Source organism: bacterium (assembly GCA_035549195.1).
Classification (GTDB): Bacteria; Oederibacteriota; Muellerivitia; order Muellerivitales; family Muellerivitaceae; genus DASZRK01.
Genome location: DASZRK010000002.1, coordinates 122,346 through 143,802, shown reverse-complemented (window position 1 = coordinate 143,802; position 21,457 = coordinate 122,346). Strand labels below are relative to the sequence as shown.

The following is a 21,457-nucleotide window of genomic DNA, read 5'->3' as shown; positions in this document are numbered from 1 at the left end:
ATAATCTCTCAACCTTTTATGGCCGTCCCTAACCGCCTTCGGCGGCCCCCGGGACCGGCCATTTCCCGGTATCGATCCTTCTGGAGTGGATGAAATGGCCGAACAGTTCTTCGAGATCCAACGCCGAAAGACACGCCCCGTGATGGTGGGCAAGGTCCAGGTCGGGGGCGACGCCCCCATCTCCATCCAGTCCATGACCAACACCCTCACCTATGAGGTGGACGAGACCCTGGAGCAGATCAAGCGCCTGGAGGACGCGGGCTGCGAGATCATCCGCGTGACCGTCGAGAACCAGAAATCCCTGAAGGCCCTCGCCAAGATCAAGGCGGGCATGCGGGTGCCGCTCGTCGCCGACATCCATTTCGCCTACCAGATCGCGCTGGGTGCCATCGACGAGGGCGCGGATAAGATCCGCATCAATCCCGGGAACATCGGCGGCATGGACCGCCTGGCCCAGGTGGTGGAGAAGTGCAAGAAATACAACGTGGCCATGCGGGTGGGGGTCAATTCCGGGTCGCTGGAAAAAGACCTGCTCGAGAAGTACGGCCATCCGACGCCCGAGGCCATCGTGGAATCGGCCATGCGTCACATCAAGTTCATCGAGTCCTTCGGCTATCACAATATGATCATCTCGGTGAAGAGTTCCCACGTCCCGACCATGATCCAGTCCTACCGCCTCCTGGCCCAGCAATGCGACTATCCCTTCCACGTGGGCGTGACGGAAGCGGGGACCAAGATGCAGGGCATCACCAAGAGCGCCGCCGGGATCGGAGCGGTCCTGGCCGACGGCATCGGCGACACCATCCGCGTTTCCCTCACCGCCGACCCGGTCGAGGAAGTGAAGGTCGCCACCCATCTGCTGCGTTCCATGGGCTTCCGCAAGGAAGGCGTCGAGATCGTGGCCTGCCCGACCTGCGGCCGCTGCCACGTCGATCTTGAGTCGATGGTGGACGCGGTCGAGACCGCCACCCTGACGATGAAGACCAACATGCGCGTCGCCATCATGGGCTGCGTCGTGAACGGCCTGGGCGAGGGGGCGGAGGCGGATGTCGGCCTCTGCGCCGAGAAGGGCCATGGGGTGATCTTCGAGAAGGGCGAGGTGAAGACCCGCTTGAAGGAAGAGGAACTGGTGCCCAACTTGATCGGCGAGATCAAGAAGCGGGCCGCCGAGATGGAGCAAGCCAAGACTTCCTAAAAGCTTTGGCCGATTGTATAGTGCTGCCACCAAGGGCGGGTCTTTTGACCCGCCCTTTTATTTATCCACCAAGGACGAACCCATGCGCGTCTCCAAAGCCCTCATCCCCACCGTCAAAGAAACTCCCGGCGAGGCGGAGATCCCGTCCCACAAGCTGATGCTACGGGCCGGCCTCATGCGCAAGGTCGCCTCGGGCATTTACGAATACCTGCCCCTGGGCCAACGGGCCCTCCTCAAGGTCATGGGCATCATCCGCGAGGAAATGGAGCGGGGAAGCGCCCAGGAAGTCCTCATGCCGATCCTCACCCCCGCCGAGCTCTGGAAAGAGACCGGCCGCTGGCAGAAATACGGCAAGGAACTGATGCGGGTGAAGGACCGGCATGAGCACGATTACGCCCTCGGGCCCACCCATGAGGAGGTCATCACCGACCTGGTCCGCCGCGAGCTCAAGAGCTACAAACAGCTCCCCCTGAACCTCTTCCAGATCGCCACCAAGTTCCGCGACGAGGTGCGCCCCCGTTTCGGCGTCATGCGCAGCCGCGAATTCCTCATGAAGGACGGTTATTCCTTCGACGTCAACGACGAGGCCTGCGACAAGACCTACTGGATCATGTTCGAGGCCTACAAGCGCATCTTCAAGCGCTGCGGATTGACCTTCGCGCCCGTGGAGGCCGATTCGGGGCTCATCGGCGGGTCCTTCACCCATGAGTTCATGGTGTTGGCCGAGACGGGCGAGGCGGCGGTGGCCATGTGTTCGTCGTGCGACTACGCGGCCAACATGGAGAAAGCGACGGGCGTGCCCACCCCTGCCGCCGTCGCCCAAGCCACCTCCGAAGCTTACGCCGCCGTCGATACTCCCGGAAAATACACGGTCGAGGATGTGGGAGCCTTGCTGAAGCTGCCTCCCTCCCAATTCATCAAGACCCTGATCTTCCTCGCTGATGGGAAACCCGTTGCGGTCCTGGTCCGTGGGGACCACGAGGTCAACGAGGTGAAGGTCCAGAACGCCTTGGGCGCCACGGAACTGGTCCTGGCTTCGGCGGAAAAGGTGATGGAAGTGACCGGGGCCCCCGTCGGGTTCGCGGGGCCGGTGGGCTTGAAGGGCGTCAAGATATTGGCCGACAACGCCTTGAAGGACGGCCACGATTACGTGACCGGGGCCTTGGCCAAGGACAAGCATCTCATCCACGTGGAGATCGGCCGGGATTGCGCCGCGCCCTGGTACAACGATTTTCGAAGCGTCGTGACCGGGGACGGTTGCCCCAAATGCGGTAAGCCCTTGAAGACCGGGCGCGGCATCGAGGTGGGCCAGACCTTCAAGTTGGGCACCAAATATTCCAAATCGATGAAATGCGTCTATCTGGGCGAGGACGGCAAGGACCATGAGGCGGTGATGGGCTGCTACGGGATCGGGGTCACCCGCACCGTCGGGGCCGCCATCGAACAGCACAATGACGCCGACGGCATCCTCTGGCCGATCTCCATCGCCCCTTACCAGGTCCACCTCCTGCTCTTGAATCCCGCCGAACCGGAAGTGGCCAAGGCGGCCGACCAATGTTACGAGGACTTGACCAAGGCCGGTTACGAGGTCCTTTATGATGACCGCACCGAGGCCACGGCCGGGTTCAAGTTCAAGGACGCGGACCTCCTGGGCATCCCGCTGTCGGTCCGGGTGGGTTCCAAGGGCCTGAAGGAAGGGGTCCTGGAGGTGAAGCGCCGCCGGGAGAAGGACGTCGCCAAGGTGCCCGTGGCCCAGGTCATGGACAAGGTGAAGGAATTCGCCGCCGAAGAATGGAAGCTCTGCACTCCGTAAAGGCTATTCACCACAGAGAGCACAGAGGGCACAGAGAAGGATTTTTTGGAAAGTCTTGAGGGGGATTTGGTTTTAACTCTGGGAACTCTGTGTCCTCTGTGGTTCAACTGGTTTTGAAAGGTTTTCATTGAAGATCGCTCTCGTCACCGATACCTATTTCCCCCGTATCAACGGCGTGTCCACCTCCACCCAGATCTTCGCCGAGGAGTTCGCCAAGCTGGGGCACGAGGTCCACATCTACGCCCCCGCCTTCCCGAACCATATCGACGAAAGCCTTCCTTACAAGGTCTTCCGGTTCCCGTCCTTCTATCTTTTCTTCGACCCCGAGGACCGCCTGGGAATGCCCTGGAAGGATAAGAAGCTCGTCCAACGGTTCATCGACGAGAAGTACGATATCGTGCACACCCAGACCCCCTTCACCATCGGGGGTCCGGCGGTGAAGTGGGCCCGCAAGTCGGGGGCGAAGGTGGTGCATACCTACCACACCCTTTTCGCGGCCTACACGGAGCATTATCTCTGGTTCCTGCCCAAATCCTTCGGGGTCTGGTACGCCAAGAGCGCCAGCCGGCGCTACTGCAACGCCTGTGACCTGCTGATCACCCCTTCCAGCGAGATGAAGAACGTCCTCTTGAGCTACGACGTGACCAAGCCGGTGGAGGTCATCCCGACGGGCATCCGCTTGGAGCGGTTCCGGGGCAAGGACCCGGAACGGTTCCGGAAACTCAAGGGCTACAAGCCCGAGGACCAGGTCGTCCTCTTCATGGGGCGGGTGGCCGAGGAGAAGAACATCGACTTCCTCATGCGGATCGTGCACCGCCTTAAACCGAAGGTCCCGAACCTCCAGTTCCTCATCGCCGGCGAGGGAGCCGCCAAGAAGCATCTGGAGAAGATGGCCCTGGACCTGAAGATGCAGGATTACGTGCATTTCGCCGGCTACCTGAGCAAGGACGATTGGCGGGACTGCTATGCCGGTTCCGACCTTTTCGTCTTCGCCTCCATCACCGAGACCCAAGGGTTGGTGGTGACCGAAGCCATGGCCGCCGAGACCCCCGTGGTGGCGGTGGCCGAGATGGGTATCAAGGACGTGATGGCGTCGGGCCGAGGCGGCCTGACGACGGGCCTGAATGAGGACGAATTTGCCGATGCGGTCCTGCGGATGCTCACGGACAAGGCCCTGTACGCGCAGAAGAAGTCCGAGACCCTGGCCGAGGCCGACCGCTGGTCCTCCGGGTCCATGGCCCGGCGGATGATCGAAGCCTACGAAAAGATCCTTAAAAACTGATCTCACCACAGAGAGCACAGAGGACACAGAGATTTGAGGAAAAGTCGTCGGAAAAATTTTTTCCTTTCTTGGGGCCTTCTCTGTGAACTCTGTGTTCTCTGTGGTTCGATAGTCGTTCCTGCTTTTGCCCAGGAAACCTGGACCTTCCTCCCCGTCGCTCCCCTTTTTCAGCCCCTATATGGCGATCTGCGGGAGCCCCATACGGGCCTGACCGCCTATGGCGACAAGACCCGGTTCGAGGGGGCCGTGGGCTCCACCTTCGAGTTCCTCCAATACTTGCCGAAGGACGGTACTCGATGGGGCTGGGGGGTCTTCGGCGACGGGACCATCCTTTTGGACGAGGACGGGGCGACCTTTCCCATGCAAGCGGGGGATTGGAACGTGGGGATGTATGTGAGCGAGGTTTCCGGGGACCTTTCCCACCGTTTGGAATTCCAGCACCGAAGCGCCCACCTGGGGGATGCCCTGCAAGGGATCCGGAACCCGATCTTCTTCAGCCGGGAGAACTTCAATTACGCCCTGGCTTTCCGGCCTTCCCCGGACCTTACCTTCTATTCCAAACTGGGTGCCTGGTGGAACATGGCGCCCCATGGAGCGGCCCTGTTCGCTTCCGCGGGAGCCGAGGTTTTCACCGGTCCGGCCGACCTTTGGGGAACCGTCCTGCGGGGCTACACCTCGGGTGACCTGCGCTGGATCCAGGAGATCGAGGTCCTGGACCAGACCTATCAGGTGGGCCTTTTGTGGAAGTTCAAGGAAGCGGAAAGCCGGGACATCCGCCTAGCCCTGGTCTATTACAACGGGAATTCCCAGTTCGGGCAGTTCCTCCGGGATCACGACGAGCATTTCGGGTTCGGATTGTTCTTCGATCCATAAACCCGATCCACCACAGAGACACAGAGGCACGGTTCAAAAATGTTGATGAACAGAACGAAGAAGATATTCCTGGTCCTTTTCTGTGTTTCTGTGCCTCTGTGGTCAAAGACGTCGGTTTTGAAAGCGGAGGAGGACCGGCTTTTGTTCCTGCCGTCCCATCCGGCCTTTGACCGGCTCATCGGTGATCCCCGGGAACCGCAGAACGCCATCCTGGCCAACCTGACCTATCCCCGCTTCGAAGGGTCCGTGGGCCCGACGCTGGAGTTCCTCCAATGGGTCCCGAAGGACGGGAGCCGCTGGGGCTGGGGCATCTGGGGGGCCAGTTTCATCGAACTGGACTCCCTCGGCCATTTCACCTATCCCGAAAGGGCGAGCGATTGGTACCTGGGCATGTACTTCAGCGAAACATCGGGGGTCCTCTCGAACCGGCTGGACTATACCCATGTCAGTTCCCACCTGGGCGACGAGCTCTTCCTGGCCATCCCGCGTTTCATCTACACCCGGGAGAGTTTCCGGTGGATCACTTCCTTCACGCCCTCCGAGCAAGTCCGGCTTTACGGCGGGGCCGGTTATTCCCCCCATGTGGCGCCCATGGAAAAACCCTTTTTCTTCCATTTGGGCGCCGAACTCTACACCGGTTATTTTGACTTCCTTTTGGGCACGACGGGACGCGGTTATTTCACCTATGACCTCAAGGTCAAGGATGAAGCGGGGAGCGTCACGAACCAGGATTTCCAATGGGGCTTCCAATGGAAAGGAAAAAGGGAGAGCGAGGGTGGCGTGCGGCTGGCCCTGACCTACTACAACGGCAACAGCGAGTACGGCCAGTTCTACGAGGTGCGGGACAACCATTGGGGTCTGGGCGTGTTCTTCGATCCCTGAAATGTGTACCTGTGGAAAAGGTTGAGGGTTAAAATCGAGCAGGAAGTGAAGGGGAGCGGGGGTTCGAGATGAAGATCATCCTTCTTGCGTTCCTTTTTTGTTTTCTTTTGGAAAGGGCATTCCCGGGTTGGAAATTACCACCGGTCAAGACCTGGTCCCTGCGTGTGGTTTGTGTCAATCTCATCCAACTTTTGGTCGTGCTCCTGGCGGGGATCACTTGGGAACGCTGGCTTTCTTCTTGGTCCGTTTTCCATCTAGGCTCTTCGATGGGGCCTTTGACCGGTGGATTTCTCGCCTATTTCATCGCCACTTTTGTTTTTTATTGGTGGCACCGTTGGCGTCATAAGGTCGATCTTCTTTGGCTCGCGTTCCACCAAATTCACCATAGCCCCCAACGGATCGAAGTCATCACGTCCTTCTATAAACACCCCGGGGAAATGATCGTCAATTCTCTCATCGGCAGCGTTTTGGTCTATACGGTGTTGGGTCTTTCCCTGGAGGCGGGAGCCATTTATACCCTTTGTACCGCTCTTGGGGAGTTTTTCTATCACACGAACGTAAAAACCCCACATTGGGTTGGATTCTTTTTTCAAAGGCCCGAAATGCATCGGATCCATCATCGTTACCAAAAACACCGGAACAATTACGGCGATATCGTTTGGTGGGATATGTTGTTCGGCACTTATGAAAATCCAAAAAATTTCGACTACACCTGTGGGTTCGATGACGAAAAAGAACAGAGACTCTTCCACATGCTGGCTTATAAAGACGTTCATAAAAGTATTTGATTTTTCATCTACCGGTTGTATAGTTCGAAGGAGTCACCCCCAAGCCCTTCCCAAACCCGATATAGAGCCGTTGGAGGCAGGATGAGTCCCGTCGATAGCCCCACTGTCGCCCCTTCCGACCCGGCCGCCTCCCCCTTCTACCAACTGCTGCAACAGATCCCACTCCAATGTTTCGAGCAAGAGCGTTTCCTCCAGGCCGAACTTTTGGGGGTCCAGGTCTATCCGGAGAGGGGCCTTCTGCTCCTGGGGATCAAGATGCCCCAGGCGGTTCCGCCGGCCACCTACAGCTTGGTCTCCAACTATTTGAAAGATACCCTTCCGAACGTGCGCCGGGTGGTGCTGGACGTCCATTACGCCCCTTCCGCCGTGACCCTGGCGGATTACCTGGCCGCCCATGAGAAGGACCTGCTCTTCTGCCTGGGCGAAGAGGCGGAGATCGCCGAAGGTTGGTTCTCCCATTACCAATACCAGGCCCAAGGGACGACCCTGAACTTCGAGGTCCCCCATGAGCTGGCCCGGCAACAGTTGGACCGTAAGGCATTCCCCAAGCGCCTAGCCGACCTTTTGAAGACCCGCACCGGGATCGAGCCCAAAGTGGAACTGGTCATCAATGGTTCCATCCTTCCCGAAACGCCGTTGGCCGCGGAGGAGAAGCCCGTGGGGTTCGCCGCTCCCAAGGCCCCCCAACCGGTCGTCATCTATGGACGCAAGATCGCCGAGGAGCCCCAGTCCATGCAGGTCAAGGAAGAGTGCAACGGGTTGGTGGTGCAGGGCGAGATCATCCACTACGAGAACTTCACCACCCGGAGCGGGCGCATCCTGGTCAAGATGACCATCACCGACTATACCGATTCCCTGGATATCCGGCTTTTCCACGAGAACGACGGAAAGTTCAAGGGCGGCCTCAAGGAACGGGATTGGGTCAGGGTGCGGGGTGACCTTCGGCCCGACAAGTATTCCAACGACGAGCTCACCATGACGGCCAAGGACATCATGAAGATGGCGCCGCCGGAGACCCGCAAGGACCGGGCCGCCGAGAAGCGCGTCGAACTCCACTGCCACACCCAGATGAGCCGCATGGACGGCCTTTCCAAGATCGACCGCCTCATCGAGCGGGCGGCCCAGTGGGGCCATCCCGCCATCGCCATCACGGACCACGGGGTGGTGCAGGCCTACCCGGAAGCCCGGGCGGCCGCCAAAAAACACGGCATCAAGCTGATCCTGGGGATGGAAGGCTACCTGGTGGACGAGTTCAAGCGCGAAAAGGGCATGGAGATCTACCACATCATCATCCTGGTCAAGAACAAGACCGGCCTGAAGAACCTTTACCAATTGGTGAGCAAGAGCCACCTGGATTACTTCTATAAAAGGCCCCTTATCCCCAAGGCTCTCCTGCAGGAGAAGCGGGAAGGGCTCATCCTGGGATCGGCCTGCGAGCAGGGGGAAGTTTGGCAGCACCTTCTGGAAGGGGACAAACCCCTGGAGGAAGTTGCCGATTTCTACGATTACATCGAGATCCAGCCCTGTGCCAACAATGAGTTCATGGTGGCCGACGGCAAGGTCAAGGACATGGAAGAGCTTCAATCCCTCACCAAGCGCATCTATGAGACGGGGAAGAAGCTGGGAAAACCGGTGGTGGCCACCGGGGACTCCCATTTTCTGGAGCCCCAGGACGATGTCTATCGCAAGATCATCCATGCCGGCATGGGTTACGGCGTGGAGCGCCAGGCTCCCCTTTATTTCAAGACGACCGACGAATTGAAGGAAGACTTCGCCTATTTCGGCGAGGAGATGGCCCATGAACTGGTGGTGAAAGGGCCCCGGCAGATCGCCGAGATGATTGAGGACGTGGAACCCTTGCCGACCCAGACCCTGTCCCCCATGTGGGAAGGGGCGGATGAGCTTTTGCGAAAGACGGCCACCGAGCAGGCCCATGCCCTCTATGGTTCACCGCTCCCGGATTTCATCGAAAAACGCCTCCAAAAAGAGTTGAACGCCATCATCAACAACAAGTTCTCCACCCTTTATGTCATCGCCATGAAGCTGGTGAAGAAGTCCATGGCCGACGGCTATATCGTCGGGAGCAGGGGTAGCGTCGGCAGTTCCTTCGTGGCCTTCCTCTGCGGCATCACCGAGGTGAACCCTTTGATGCCCCACTGGCGTTGCGATAGCGGCCATTGGTCCGAGTTCCCGCCCAACCCGGCCTCCATGGCGGGCGTGGACCTGGCTCCCAAGAACTGCCCCATTTGCGGCAAGGATTCCATCCGGGACGGGTTCTCCATCGCCTTCGAGGTCTTCATGGGGTTCAAGGGCGATAAGATGCCGGACATCGACCTCAACTTCTCGGGCGAGTACCAGCATGAAGCCCATAAATACGTGGAAGAGCTTTTCGGCAAGGACCATTGCTTCCGAGCCGGCACCATTTCGGCCGTTCAGGACAAGATCGCCTTCGGCTTCGTGAAGAAGTTCGTGGAGGAGGCGGGCCGCAATCCGAGGAACGCGGAGTTGAACCGGTTGGTGAAAGGCTGCTCGGGCGTCTCCAAGACGACCGGCCAGCATCCGGGCGGCATCGTCATCCTGCCCAAGGAGTTCGACATCACCGACGTCTGCCCGGTCCAGTACCCGGCCGACAACAAGGAACGGGATGTCATCACCACCCACTTCGATTTCGCCAGCATGCACGACTGCCTGGTGAAGCTCGACATCCTGGGCCATGACAACCCGACCAGCCTGAAGCGCCTGGAGACCGTGACGGGCGTGGATGTCCTCAAGATCCCCCTGAACGACCCCAAGACCATGAGCCTTTTCTCGTCCACCCAGGCCCTCAACCTCAAGGACAAGACGGATAAGGACCTGGGGACCCTGGGGGTTCCCGAGTTCGGCACCCAGTTCGCCATGGACATGCTCCGGGACACCAAGCCGACCCGCTTCGAGCATTTGGCCCGTCTTTCCGGGCTCGCCCATGGGACCGACGTGTGGCTCGGCAACGCCCAGGAGCTCATCAAGAAGGGAACGGCGACATTGTCGACCGTCATCTCGACCCGTGACGACATGCTGAACGACCTCGTGGCCCGGGGCATGGAAGAGGCCCTGGCCTTCAAGATCATGGAGGATGTTCGCAAGGGAAAGGGCCTCAAGCCCGAGTACGAGCAGGCCATGGCGGCCGCCAAGGTCCCGGCCTGGTACATCGACAGCTGCAAGAAGATCAAGTACATCTTCCCCAAGGCCCATGCGGTGGCCTATTGCGTGATGAGTTTCCGGATCGCCTATTTCAAGGTGCACCATCCCCTGGCCTTCTACGCCGACTTCTTCACCAACAAGTCCTTCGGCTTCGACGCCACGGTCGCCTGCGGGGGCCCGGGCCGGGTGAAAGAACGCATCAAGCTCATCCGCTCCCTGGAAAAACCGACCAATAAGGAACTGGACGAGGCCTCCATCCTGGAAGTGGTGGAGGAGGTCTATGCCCGGGGCCTGAAGTTCCTGCCGGTCGATATCTACAGGTCCGACAGCCGCCAGTTCCAGGTCCAGGAGGATGGCGGGGAAAAGAAGCTGCGCCCGCCTTTGATCGGCCTTCCGGGCTTGGGGGAGACCGCCGCCGACGCCATCCAGGAAGAACGCGCCAAAGGGGAGTTCTCGACCATCGAGGACCTGGTGGAGCGCTGCGGCGTGAACAAGAACGTGGTGGAGATCCTCAAGGGCCATGGGTGCCTGAAGGCCATGCCCGAATCCAACCAGGCCACTCTCTTCTAAGCCGAGAAAATCCTTTATTTTCAAATGTTTTGGCGGGCCCGCCCTTGCCAAATCCAGGCCTTTTTGATACAAAGAGCGTGAATTTAAGGCTGTCCAGATAAGTGGGCCCTTTCCGGCCCACTTTTTTTTTCTCCTTTTCCAGGGTTCGGGAAACGGAGTTCGGCGGGCTTCTCGGGACCCGAAAGTTCTTGTTGCCTGCCAACGGCCGAAAGGCCGTTTGTTATTTATGGGCCAAATGGCGAAAGGAAAGGGAATGGCATTCCCGGACGCGAGCTTGAACGCCCAGTTGTGGGACTTGGCCGAACGGGTGGCCCAGGACAACTTTTTGGAGCTTTTCGAGCTCAAGACCCATCCCCAGGGCGGGAAGCTGGTCCTGACGGTGGCCTTGGACAAGAAAAGCGGGCCCGTGACCCTGGACGATTGCACGGCGGTCAGCCGGGACCTGGAGAAGAAGCTGGACGAGCTGGACCTGATCAAGACCAGCTACTTGCTGGAGGTGTCCTCGCCGGGGCTGGACCGCCCCTTGAGGAACCTGGAGGACTGCCTTAGGTTCCAGGGGAGCATGGCCCAGTTCACCTTGGCCGAGCCCCTGGAGGGCTTGGTGAGCTTCCAAGGCCGGTTGTTGGGAACGGATGGGGCGCGGGTCCAGGTGCAGGTGGGGAAGGAACGGACGGTCTGGGTGCCTTACGCCCTGGTGAAGGCCGCCCGTCTGGTCGTGGAATGACTTTTCAACGCCGACCGAACGAGGAGTAGGAAATGAGCAACGAACTAGCCCTGGTGATGAGCCAGTTGGAACATACCAAGCGCATCGACAAGAAGAAACTCGTCGAGGCGATCCAAGCCGCCCTGTCCTCTGCGGCCAAGAAGGTCTATGGCGCCGCCCAGGAAGTGGACGTGGAGTTCGACGAGCTCAACTATGAGTTCAAGGCCTATTACCTGAAAGAGGTCGTGGACGAGATCACCGACGCCAACACCCAATTGATCCTTTCCGACGCCCGGAAGCTCGACAAGGACGCCGAGGTGGGAGGAGTCATCAAGGTCCGCATTCCCGCCGAACAGTTCGGCCGCATCGCCGCCCAGACCGCCAAGCAGGTCATCGTTCAGCGCGTGCAGGACGCCGAGCGCCAGAGCGTTTATGACCAGTTCAAGGAAAAGGAAGGCGACCTCATCACGGGCAGCGTGCTGCGTTACGAGGGCCGGAACGTCATCCTGTCCCTCGGCGACACCGAGGCCCTCATGCCCGCCAAGGAACAGGTGCCCCGCGAGCGTTACTCGACCGGTGAACGCATGAAGTTCTACGTGCTGGAGGTCCGCAAGACCCTCAAGGGCCCCGCCATCATCGTGTCCCGGGCCCATCCGAACCTGGTGCGCAAGCTGTTCGAACTCGAGGTTCCGGAGATCTACGAAGGGGCGGTCAAGATCGAGAGCGTGGCTCGCGAGGCCGGCGCCCGCACCAAGATCTCGGTGCGCTCCATGGGCGACGACCGCGTGGACGCGGTGGGAGCCTGCGTGGGCGTCAAGGGCATCCGCGTGCAGAACATCGTCGACGAGATCCGCGGAGAAAAGGTGGACATCGTCCGCTGGGACGATGACCCGCACAACTACCTCTCCAACGCCCTTTCGCCCGCCAAGATCGCCCGTATCGTGTTCCATCCCGAGGTTTCCTCGGCCGAGGTCATCGTGCCCAACGACCAGCTGTCGCTGGCCATCGGCAAGAAGGGGCAGAACGCGCGGCTGGCCGCGCGCCTGACGGGCATCAAGATCGACATCAAGAGCGAGGAACAATACGCCCTGGAGGAGCGCGCCCGCATGGACGCCCATTTCCAGCAGATCCAGCAGGAGGTCCCGCAGGACCTGGCCGACGCCAAGATCGAAGCGCCCAGCGCCGGGGCCGCCTCCCATTTGACCGAGGAGGACCGCAAGGACGCGCCTCCCGACGAGATCGACGAAGGCGCCGTGAAGGGCGAAAGCGCCCCGCTGGCCCCTGAATTGACCAAGGACGAGAACGGGATGCCGACCATCCCCGCTTCCCCGGTGTTGGCCGAGGAAAGTCCCGCGCCGGAAGGACAGGGGGAATAAGGCCTGATGAGCAAACGACTTTTCGAATTCGCCAAGGAACTGGGGCTCCCCAGCAAGGACATCCTGGACCGCTGCAAGAAGCTGGGGCACAGCATCCCGAGCCAATTGACGGTCATCGATGAGAAGATCCAGTCCGAGGTCCGCCGGGACCTGGGGCTGGCCGACATCCATGCGGTGTCCGCCCCGGCGCCTGCTCCGGCCCCGACGGTCAAGCCCGGAACGGCCCCCAAGGCCGCTCCCGGCGCCGCCCCGGCCACCCGGACCATGATGAAACCGTCCACTCTGAGCGCGCCCACGGCCACCTATCCGACCCTCAAGCCCTCCGCGCCCAAACCGTCCGCGCCCCGGCCGGCCATGGTCGCCCGTAAGAGCGGGCCGTCCCTGAAACCCTTGTCCGTCAAATCGGGCGGGCATGGATTGGCCGCCGGGCGTCCCAAGAGCGCCGCGGCCCTGAAGGAGACCGAGGAGAAGCCGAAATTGGAAGGTGCCGAGGGCGATCCTTCCATTCCCAAGACCAAGATCAAGCTCAGCGAGGGGATCACCGTTTCCGAATTGGCCCAAAAACTCGATGTCAAAGCGGGTGTGCTCATCAAGGAACTGCTGGATCTCAAGATCCTGGCCACCATCAACCAGCGGCTCGACATGGCGGTCGCCGAAACCCTGGCTTCCGCCCACAATGCGGAGGTCGAAGTGGTGCCCCTGTTCGGGGCCGAAATGATCCAGGACACCCCGGACGATCCCAAGGACCTCAAGCCCCGGCCCCCGGTCGTCACCATCATGGGCCACGTGGACCATGGGAAGACCCTTTTGCTCGACGCCATCCGGAAGACCAAGGTGGCCGAAGGCGAAGCGGGCGGCATCACCCAGCATATCGGCGCCTACCAGGTACAGCATGAGAAGGGTTCCATCACCTTCCTCGACACCCCCGGTCACGAGGCCTTCACCCTCATGCGCGCCCGCGGCGCCAAGGCCACGGATATCGTGGTACTGGTCGTGGCGGCCGACGACGGGGTCATGCCTCAAACGCTCGAAGCCATCGACCACGCCAAGGAAGCCAAGGTCCCCATCATCGTGGCCATCAACAAGATCGACAAACCCGAGGCCAACCCCGACCGGGTGAAGACCCAGGTCGCGGAACGCGGGCTGGTGCCCGAGGAATGGGGCGGCACGACCATCTATGTGCCGGTCTCGGCCAAGAAGCGCATGAACCTGGAGAAACTGCTGGAGATGATCCTGCTCCAGGCCGAGGTGTTGGAACTCAAGGCCAACCCCGACCGGCCCCCGAAGGGCGTGGTCCTGGAAGCCCGGCTCGACAAGGGCCGTGGACCCGTGGCCACCCTGCTGGTCGAGAAGGGCACCCTCAAGATCGGCGACAACGTCATCGCCGGCAACACCTACGGCCGCGTGAAGGCCATGCACGATGACCTGGGCAAACAGGTCAAGGGCGCGACCCCGGCCACGCCGGTGGAAGTGCTCGGTCTTTCCGACGTGCCCCAGGCCGGGGACGTCTTCTTCGTGGTCGAGGATTCCAAGATGGCCCGCGAGATCGCCGCCCGCCGCGCCGAAGCCCGCAAGGACAACCGCTTGGTCGGCGCCATGAAGCACATCACCCTCGACAACCTCTTCGAGCAGATCAAGGAAGGGCAGATCAAGGAACTCAAGGCCGTGGTCAAGGCCGACGTCCAGGGGTCGGTGGAGGCCCTCACCCAATCCCTCGAGAAGCTCTCCACCGAGAAGGTGGCCCTCAAGGTCATCCATTCGGGCACGGGGAACATCGTGAACTCCGACATCCTGCTGGCCTCCGCCTCCAACGCCATCGTGGTCGGCTTCAATGTGAAGGCCGATTCCAACGCCAAGTCCACCGCCGAGCGGGAGGACGTGGATGTGCGGGTCTACAAGATCATCTACGACGCGGTGGAGGACGTCCGCAAGGCCATGGAAGGCATGCTGGAACCCACCTACCGGCCGGTGAGCATCGGCCGCGCCGAGGTGCGCCAGCTCTTCAGCACGCCCAAGGGGACCATCGCGGGTTGCATGGTGATGTCGGGCAAGATCACCAGCAAGGCCAAGGTGAAGGTCCACCGGGGCGAGGAGATCGTCCACGATGGGACCTTGTCGTCGCTCCGCCGGTTCAAGGACGACGTGAAGGAAGTGAACAACGGCTTTGAGTGCGGGATCGGGATCGACGGCTACGACGACGTCCAGGTGGGGGACCAACTGGAGGTCTATATCCTCGAGGCGGTCGCGCAGAAGCTGGAATAAAGGCGATTTTGAATTCTTAATTTTGAATTATGAATTCAAGATCACCGTCATTAAGAATTAAAAATCAAGAATTGAGAATTCTGACGATGGTGATAGGTCTTTTGCGGGTCGAGGTCCATTACCCGGAGAGCGGCTCCCTCAAGACCAAACGCATGACCTTGAAGAGCGTCTCCGACCGGGTACGCAAGCGTTTCAACGTCTCCCTGGCCGAAGTGGAACACCAAAACCTCTGGCAAAGGTCGGTCCTGGCCGTGGTCACGGTCAATACCGACCGGAAACACGCCGACGCCGCTCTCTCGAAGGTCCTGGACCTGATGGAGAACGAAGGGGACTGGATCGTGACGGGTGTGCAGACCGAGTACCTTTAACGGCAATTCTTAATTTTGAATTTTTGGTCTTTAATTAGGAATTCAGAATTAAGAACTTAAAATTGAGGATTCTATGTCCTACAAGCGGGCGGATAGGGTCTCCGAGGCGATCAAGCGCGAGATCAGCGTCATGTTGACCCAGGAGGTCAAGGACCCGGGCATCCATTTCGTCACCGTGACCGGCGTCGAGACCACCGACGACCTGCGTCACGCCAAGGTGTTCGTCTCCATCCTGGGGGACGATGGGACCCGGCAAGAAACGATGCAAGCCCTGGAACGGGCCAAGGGTTTTTTAAGGGGTGAAATCGGCCACCGCCTTCAGTTACGATATACCCCCGAGCTGCAGTTCCGCCTCGACAAATCCCTCGACCACGCCATGAAGATCAAAGGCATCCTGAACCAGATCAAGAAGCCCGAGGACAAGACCGGCGATGAAGCTTAAGACGAAAAAAGCCCCCGTCCGCCGCAGGACCGCGAAGGACGATTTCCAAAAGGTGGTCCGGCTCATCAAGGACCATAAGTCCTTCCTGGTGACCACCCATGTGAACCCCGATGGGGACGGGCTCGGCGCCGAGTCGGCCCTTTTCGCCGCCCTCACCAAGATGGGCAAGAAGGTGCAGGTGGTCAATCACGACCCCCTGCCCCATCGTTTCAAATACCTGGCCTTCACCCCCCACTACCAGGCGAGCGATGTCATCCCGCCCCACGAGGTCTGTTTCGTGCTCGACGCCGGGGATTTCACCCGCATCCGGGAAGGCGTCCGCCGGGAAGAGTTCAAGACCCTGGTCAACATCGACCATCATTACTCCAACAACAAGTACGGCGACTACAACCTGGTCTTCCCCGACGCGGCCGCCACCGGCGAGGTGGTCTATCGCCTGCTCCGAGCGCTGAAGGTCAAGATGGACAAGCCCATCGCCGAGGGCATCTTCACCTCGATCGTGACCGACACGGGCCGCTTCCGTTATCCCAATACCACGCCCCACATCTTCCGCCTGGCCGCCGAATTGGAGGAGGCGGGCGCCGATACCTCCCATGTGAGCGAGCATATCTTCGGCGACATCACCCGCCAGGCCATGGAACTGACCCGGCTCGCCATGGGCACCCTCAAGGTCCATCAGGACGGCCTCATCGGCTCCATGACCCTCAACCAGGCCGATTTCCGCAGTTCGGGGGCCAGCGACGACGACACCGAGAACCTCATCAACGTCGTGCGGAACCTCGACACCGTGAAGATCGCCATCTTCCTGAAGGAAAGGCCCGATGGACTGGTCAAGATCTCCCTCCGGTCCAAGAACCACGTGAACGTGGCGAACGTGGCCAAGCGCTTCGGCGGCGGCGGCCACGCCTATGCGGCGGGCGCCGTGACCGAAGGCCCGATCCAAAAGGCCCTGCCCGCCGTGATCGCCGCTTGCCAGGACGCCCTCTAAAAAAACCAATTCTCAATTTCGAATGTTGAATTTTGAATTCTGGAAGTTTCCGATCCTCGGAAGCCCTTGTTTAATTAAGAATTTAAAATTTGAGTCCCTGGGATCCTTTATCGGCCTTAAAGTGCTCCCATGACAGGCGTCCTGATCCTTCGTAAACCAAAGAGCTGGACCTCCCATGACGTCGTGGCGAAGGTCCGGGGCATCCTCCGCGAGAAACAGATCGGCCATTTGGGCACCTTGGACCCCATGGCCACCGGGGTGCTTCCTTTGGTCGTGGGCACGGCCACGAGGCTCATCGAGTTCGCTTCCTTCGATAAGGAATACCGGGCCACCTGCCTGCTGGGAAAAAGGACCGATAGCGGCGATGTCACGGGGACGGTCCTGGAGGAAAAACCCTGGGACGGGCTCGAGCCGGGGAAGGTCCGGGAAGCGGCCCTTAGCCTCAAGGCCCTGACCGAACAGGTCCCTCCCATGGTCTCCGCCGTCAAACGGGACGGACGCAAGCTTTACGAATTGGCCCGGGAGGGCATCGAGGTCGAACGAAAGCCCCGGCCCATCCGGATCGAGGATCTGGAAGTGACGTCCATGGAACTTCCCCGGGTGCGTTTCCGTGTCGTATGCTCTCCGGGCACCTATGTGCGCTCCCTCTGCGAAACCCTGGGGGAAACCTTAGGGGTCGGTGGTTGTCTGGAATCATTGGAGAGGACCCGGGTGGGGCCCTTTCCCTTGGAGCGGAGCGTGACGCTGGAAGTGCTCGAGTCCTTGGTGAAGGATGGGAAGGTCCAAGGGGCCTTGCTTCCCGCTTCGGGTCTGGCCGGCCATCTCCCTTCCGTCACCCTGGCGGACAGTGAACTCACTGCTTTTTGTCATGGAAGGGAAGTGCGGGCGAAGTTAGAACAGGGACAGCTGGCCCGCGTGATGAACAGCCAAGGCCTTCTTTGCGGCATTGTGGAAGGCGCCGGGGAAGGTGTCGGTCGTCCAAGGAAAGTTTTCGGCATCGAGGGATGGCCTTGAGTTCCAATCATAAAAGATCGATCGTCGTGACCATCGGCGTCTTCGACGGCGTGCATCGGGGACACCAAGCCCTGACCAGGGAAACGGTCAAGCTTGCCCGCCGTTCGAAGGCCACGGCCGTGGCCGCGACCTTCAAGGACCATCCGGTCCACATCCTGCGGGGTGGCGAACGCATCCCGTTCCTTTTGGACCGAACGGAGACCTTCGGATTGTTGAGGGAAGCCGGCATCCAACGGGTCGCCGTCATCCCTTTTTCCCGGGCCTTCTCGAAAAAGGACCCGGGACAGTTCCTGGATTGGCTGGGTCGTTTGGGGCGGGTGAAGGGGATCGTCGTGGGGAAGGATTTCCGTTTCGGCCGGGGGGCGGCGGGCGACATCGCTTTTTTAAGGCGCGTCGGCAAGGAACGGGGGTTCGAGGTCCGTTCCGTGGCTCCGGTGCGCTATCAAGGCCGGATCATCTCCTCCAGCCGCATCCGTGAAAGTCTCGCGGCCGGGCGTCCCGACCAGGCCTGGGCCATGCTGGGGCGGCCTTATCGCATCGAGGGGACCGTGGTCCATGGGAAACACCTGGGACACCGGATCGGTTTTCCCACGGCCAATCTGGCCCGCATCTCCTCCTACCTTCCCAAGGATGGGGTCTATGCTTGCGCGGTCCCTCTCGGGGGGAAGCTCTACCGGGCGGGAATGAACCTGGGGCACCGGCCCACCTTCCGGGACGATGACCACCATCGCCAGGCCGAGGTCCATCTGCTCCATTATTACGGGAAGCTTTATGGGAAAAAGATGGCGGTCCAACTGCTCGGATACCTGAGGCCGGAGAGGAAATTCCCGTCCCCCGCGCTCCTGGTGCGGCAGATCAAGAAGGACCTTCGAAAGATCATGGGAACCCCGCTCCCCCGCCTCAAATAAGGTTTTTGGGGTCCTCACGGAGGCCCATCCTCCTTTACTCACCTATGGAATGCCCATAGAATACTGCCCCTGCGCCCGGACTTTTGGCGCAGGCACGCTTCCAAAAAGAGCGATTAGCCCCTCGATGCGTTTCACTTACTCGGGGCCCATCCGCCTTTGGATCTTGGAAGCGGATGGGGCACGGATCCCTTACTTGGCCTTCGTTCACTCTAACGATCGCTCGGTTCGGGGGGAGTCCAAGCCGTAAAAATTAACTTTGAGGAGCAGTACCATGATGACCAAGGATAAGAAGACCCAGCTCGTTCAGGATTTTAGGCAAAAGGAAGGCGACACCGGTTCCCCTGAAGTTCAGATCGCCCTCGTCACCGAGAGGATCAAGTACTTAACGGAACATTTCAAATCCCATCCCAAGGACCATGCGTCCCGCCGTGGATTGCTCAAGCTGGTCGGGCACCGGCGCCGTCTTTTGGACTACCTGAAAAAGCACGACGTGAAGCGCTATGCCGCGCTCATCGATCGTTTGGGACTTCGCAAATAAGGACGAATTGAACCACGAAGCCGCGAAGGGCGTGAAGTAAGGACCGCCCCCGTTCTTCGTCCGTTCATCCCGGCCTTTTCCTCACACCACTAAACTATCGAAGGAGCTTCCGAAATGATGGAACGTGTCAGCAGCGCTTTAGGCAATACCCAGATCTCGTTCGAGACCGGCCGTTTGGCCAAGCAGGCCGACGGATCGATCCTGGCCCAACTGGGCGAGACCGTGGTCCTGGTGGCCGTGGTCGGCGCCAAGGACCCCATGCCGGGCAAGGATTTCTTCCCCCTCACCGTCGAGTACCGCGAACGCAGTTCGGCCGCGGGACGCATCCCCGGCGGCTGGTTCAAGCGCGAGGGCCGTCCCCGCACCAAGGAGATCCTCACTTCCCGTTTGATCGACCGCCCCATCCGCCCCCTCTTCCCGGACGGGTTCTTCAATGAAGTGCAAATGCACGCCACCGTCATCTCCGCGGACCAAGAGAACGACTCGGACGTCCTGGCCGTCTCCGCCGCTTCCGCGGCCTTGGCCGTCTCCGACATCCCCGTGGCCGATATGTTCGGCTGTGTGCGCGTCGGCCGCGTCAACGGCGACCTGGTCATCAACCCGACCTTCGCCCAGCGTGAGAAGAGCACGATGGACCTGATCGTGGCCGCCAGCCGCAAGGCCGTGGTCATGGTCGAGGGCGAGGCCGAGGAAGAATCCGAATCCGTGGTGTTCGAGGCCATCAAGCTGGCCCACAAGGAATGCCAGAAGATCATCGACCTGCAGGAACAGCTGGTGAAGAAGGCGGGCAAACCCAAGCGCGCTTTGACCCTGGTCAAGCCGCCCGAGGACCTGGCCAAGGCCGTGAAGGACTTCGCCCTTTCCAAGATGAAGACCGCCATGGCCGAGAAGGACAAGCTCAAGCGCCAGGAAGGCATCGCCAAGGTCACCAAGGATACCGTCGAGGCCTTGAAAGAGAAGTTCCCCGAGAAGGATAAGGACATCCACGGGCTGGTCCATGGCATCGAGTCCGACCTGGTCCGCGAAGCCATCCTGGACCGCCAAGAGCGCCAGGACGGCCGCAAGTTCGACGAGTTCCGCCCCATCACGGCGGAGACCCGCGTCCTGCCCCGTACCCACGGGTCGGCGCTCTTCACCCGCGGCCAGACCCAGGCTTTGGTGACGACGACCTTGGGCACCAAGGACGACCAGCAGATCCTGGAGGAGCTGGAAGGCGAACAGAAGAAGACTTTCATGCTCCACTACAACTTCCCGCCCTACTCGGTGGGCGAGATCAAGCGCCTGTCGGGCCCCGGCCGTCGTGAGATCGGGCACGGCAACCTGGCGGAGCGCGCCTTGAAGCCGTTGCTCCCGAAGCACGATGATTTCCCCTACACCATCCAGGTCACGTCCGACATCCTGGAATCCAACGGTTCCTCCTCCATGGCCTCCGTCTGCGGCGGTTCGCTGTCGCTGATGGACGCGGGCGTGCCCCTGAAGGCCCCCTGCGCCGGCGTGGCCTTGGGACTGGTCTCCAACGAGGACATGTCCAAGACCGCCATCCTGACCGACATCCAAGGCCTGGAAGACCACTTCGGCGACATGGACTTCAAGGTGGCCGGGACCCGCAAGGGCATCACCGCCATCCAGATGGACATCAAGATCTTCGGCCTGCCCTTCGAGGTCATCGACAAGGGGCTGGCCCAGGCCAAGCAGGGCCGCTTGACCATCCTGGACATCATGGACAAGGTGCTCTCGACGCCCCAGAAGGACCTGTCGCCTTTCGCGCCGCGCATCGTCAGCATCAAGGTGCCGGTGGACAAGATCCGCGACATCATCGGCAAGGGCGGGGCCACCATCAAAAAGATCCAGGAGGATTTCCAGGTGGAGGTCAACGTCGAGGACGACGGGACCGTCCATATCGCTTCTCCCAATGGCGCCGCCATCGAGAAGTGCAAGGCCTTCATCGACGGCCTCATGGCGGAAGCCGAAGAGGGCAAGATCTACTTCGGGACCGTCAAGAAGATCATGGATTTCGGCGCCTTCGTCGAGATCCTGCCGGGCACCGACGGCCTGGTGCACATCTCCCAGCTGGACAACCGCCGCGTGGAACGCGTGGAGGACGTCCTGAAGGAAGGCGATGAGCTCCTGGTCAAGTGCATCGGGATCGATCCGAAGACCAAGAAGATCAAGCTTTCCCGCAAGGAAGCCTTGGGGTTGAAGATCGAGGATTACAAAAAGAATTAAAAAGCCGTTGAAAGCCCCGGCCTTCCGGCCGGGGCTTTTTTTTTGTCCA

Annotated in this window: 17 protein-coding genes; all 17 read left to right on the top strand. The window is 60.4% G+C overall.

The window, feature by feature from the left end; all coding sequences use genetic code 11:
- Nucleotides 1-115 precede the first annotated feature (115 nt).
- Nucleotides 116-1,195, top strand: coding sequence for a flavodoxin-dependent (E)-4-hydroxy-3-methylbut-2-enyl-diphosphate synthase (gene ispG / locus VHE12_00700; protein ID HVZ79297.1), 1,080 nt, complete (start codon nucleotides 116-118; stop codon nucleotides 1,193-1,195).
- Between the two features lie 82 nt (nucleotides 1,196-1,277).
- Nucleotides 1,278-3,008, top strand: a complete 1,731-nt coding sequence (locus tag VHE12_00695) for a proline--tRNA ligase (GenBank protein ID HVZ79296.1) — start codon at nucleotides 1,278-1,280, stop codon at nucleotides 3,006-3,008.
- Between the two features lie 127 nt (nucleotides 3,009-3,135).
- Nucleotides 3,136-4,290: a glycosyltransferase gene (locus VHE12_00690; GenBank protein ID HVZ79295.1), complete on the top strand. Its 1,155-nt coding sequence runs from the start codon at nucleotides 3,136-3,138 to the stop codon at nucleotides 4,288-4,290.
- Between the two features lie 33 nt (nucleotides 4,291-4,323).
- Nucleotides 4,324-5,163 carry a DUF1207 domain-containing protein gene (locus VHE12_00685; protein ID HVZ79294.1) on the top strand — a complete coding sequence of 280 codons (840 nt, stop codon included), beginning with the start codon at nucleotides 4,324-4,326 and terminating at the stop codon, nucleotides 5,161-5,163.
- A gap of 117 nt (nucleotides 5,164-5,280) precedes the next feature.
- The gene (locus VHE12_00680) at nucleotides 5,281-6,045 is read left to right on the top strand and encodes a DUF1207 domain-containing protein (protein HVZ79293.1); all 765 of its coding nucleotides are present in this window, start codon (nucleotides 5,281-5,283) and stop codon (nucleotides 6,043-6,045) included.
- A gap of 68 nt (nucleotides 6,046-6,113) precedes the next feature.
- Nucleotides 6,114-6,833, top strand: a complete 720-nt coding sequence (locus VHE12_00675) for a sterol desaturase family protein (protein ID HVZ79292.1) — start codon at nucleotides 6,114-6,116, stop codon at nucleotides 6,831-6,833.
- 81 nt (nucleotides 6,834-6,914) lie between these two features.
- Nucleotides 6,915-10,583 carry a PolC-type DNA polymerase III gene (locus tag VHE12_00670; protein HVZ79291.1) on the top strand — a complete coding sequence of 1,223 codons (3,669 nt, stop codon included), beginning with the start codon at nucleotides 6,915-6,917 and terminating at the stop codon, nucleotides 10,581-10,583.
- 253 nt (nucleotides 10,584-10,836) lie between these two features.
- Nucleotides 10,837-11,307, top strand: a complete 471-nt coding sequence (gene rimP / locus VHE12_00665) for a ribosome maturation factor RimP (GenBank protein ID HVZ79290.1) — start codon at nucleotides 10,837-10,839, stop codon at nucleotides 11,305-11,307.
- 32 nt (nucleotides 11,308-11,339) lie between these two features.
- Nucleotides 11,340-12,662, top strand: coding sequence for a transcription termination factor NusA (nusA, locus tag VHE12_00660; GenBank protein ID HVZ79289.1), 1,323 nt, complete (start codon nucleotides 11,340-11,342; stop codon nucleotides 12,660-12,662).
- 6 nt (nucleotides 12,663-12,668) lie between these two features.
- Complete coding sequence (gene infB, locus VHE12_00655; GenBank protein HVZ79288.1) at nucleotides 12,669-14,924, top strand: translation initiation factor IF-2; 2,256 nt, start codon at nucleotides 12,669-12,671, stop codon at nucleotides 14,922-14,924.
- A 71-nt stretch (nucleotides 14,925-14,995) separates the two neighbouring features.
- Nucleotides 14,996-15,292, top strand: a complete 297-nt coding sequence (locus tag VHE12_00650) for a DUF503 domain-containing protein (protein ID HVZ79287.1) — start codon at nucleotides 14,996-14,998, stop codon at nucleotides 15,290-15,292.
- Between the two features lie 73 nt (nucleotides 15,293-15,365).
- Complete coding sequence (gene rbfA, locus VHE12_00645) at nucleotides 15,366-15,734, top strand: 30S ribosome-binding factor RbfA (GenBank protein ID HVZ79286.1); 369 nt, start codon at nucleotides 15,366-15,368, stop codon at nucleotides 15,732-15,734.
- Nucleotides 15,724-16,722, top strand: a complete 999-nt coding sequence (locus VHE12_00640) for a bifunctional oligoribonuclease/PAP phosphatase NrnA (GenBank protein ID HVZ79285.1) — start codon at nucleotides 15,724-15,726, stop codon at nucleotides 16,720-16,722. The genes rbfA and VHE12_00640 overlap by 11 nt, the downstream gene beginning before the upstream one ends.
- 129 nt (nucleotides 16,723-16,851) lie before the next feature.
- Entirely contained in the window at nucleotides 16,852-17,736 is an 885-nt protein-coding gene (truB, locus tag VHE12_00635) for a tRNA pseudouridine(55) synthase TruB (GenBank protein ID HVZ79284.1), read from the top strand.
- Nucleotides 17,733-18,644: a bifunctional riboflavin kinase/FAD synthetase gene (locus tag VHE12_00630; protein HVZ79283.1), complete on the top strand. Its 912-nt coding sequence runs from the start codon at nucleotides 17,733-17,735 to the stop codon at nucleotides 18,642-18,644. Before truB ends, VHE12_00630 begins: the two co-directional genes overlap by 4 nt.
- Nucleotides 18,645-18,915: 271 nt before the next feature.
- The gene (gene rpsO, locus VHE12_00625; protein ID HVZ79282.1) at nucleotides 18,916-19,182 is read left to right on the top strand and encodes a 30S ribosomal protein S15; all 267 of its coding nucleotides are present in this window, start codon (nucleotides 18,916-18,918) and stop codon (nucleotides 19,180-19,182) included.
- Nucleotides 19,183-19,296: 114 nt separating this feature from the next.
- Nucleotides 19,297-21,408: a polyribonucleotide nucleotidyltransferase gene (gene pnp, locus VHE12_00620; protein ID HVZ79281.1), complete on the top strand. Its 2,112-nt coding sequence runs from the start codon at nucleotides 19,297-19,299 to the stop codon at nucleotides 21,406-21,408.
- The last annotated feature ends 49 nt before the right edge of the window (nucleotides 21,409-21,457 follow it).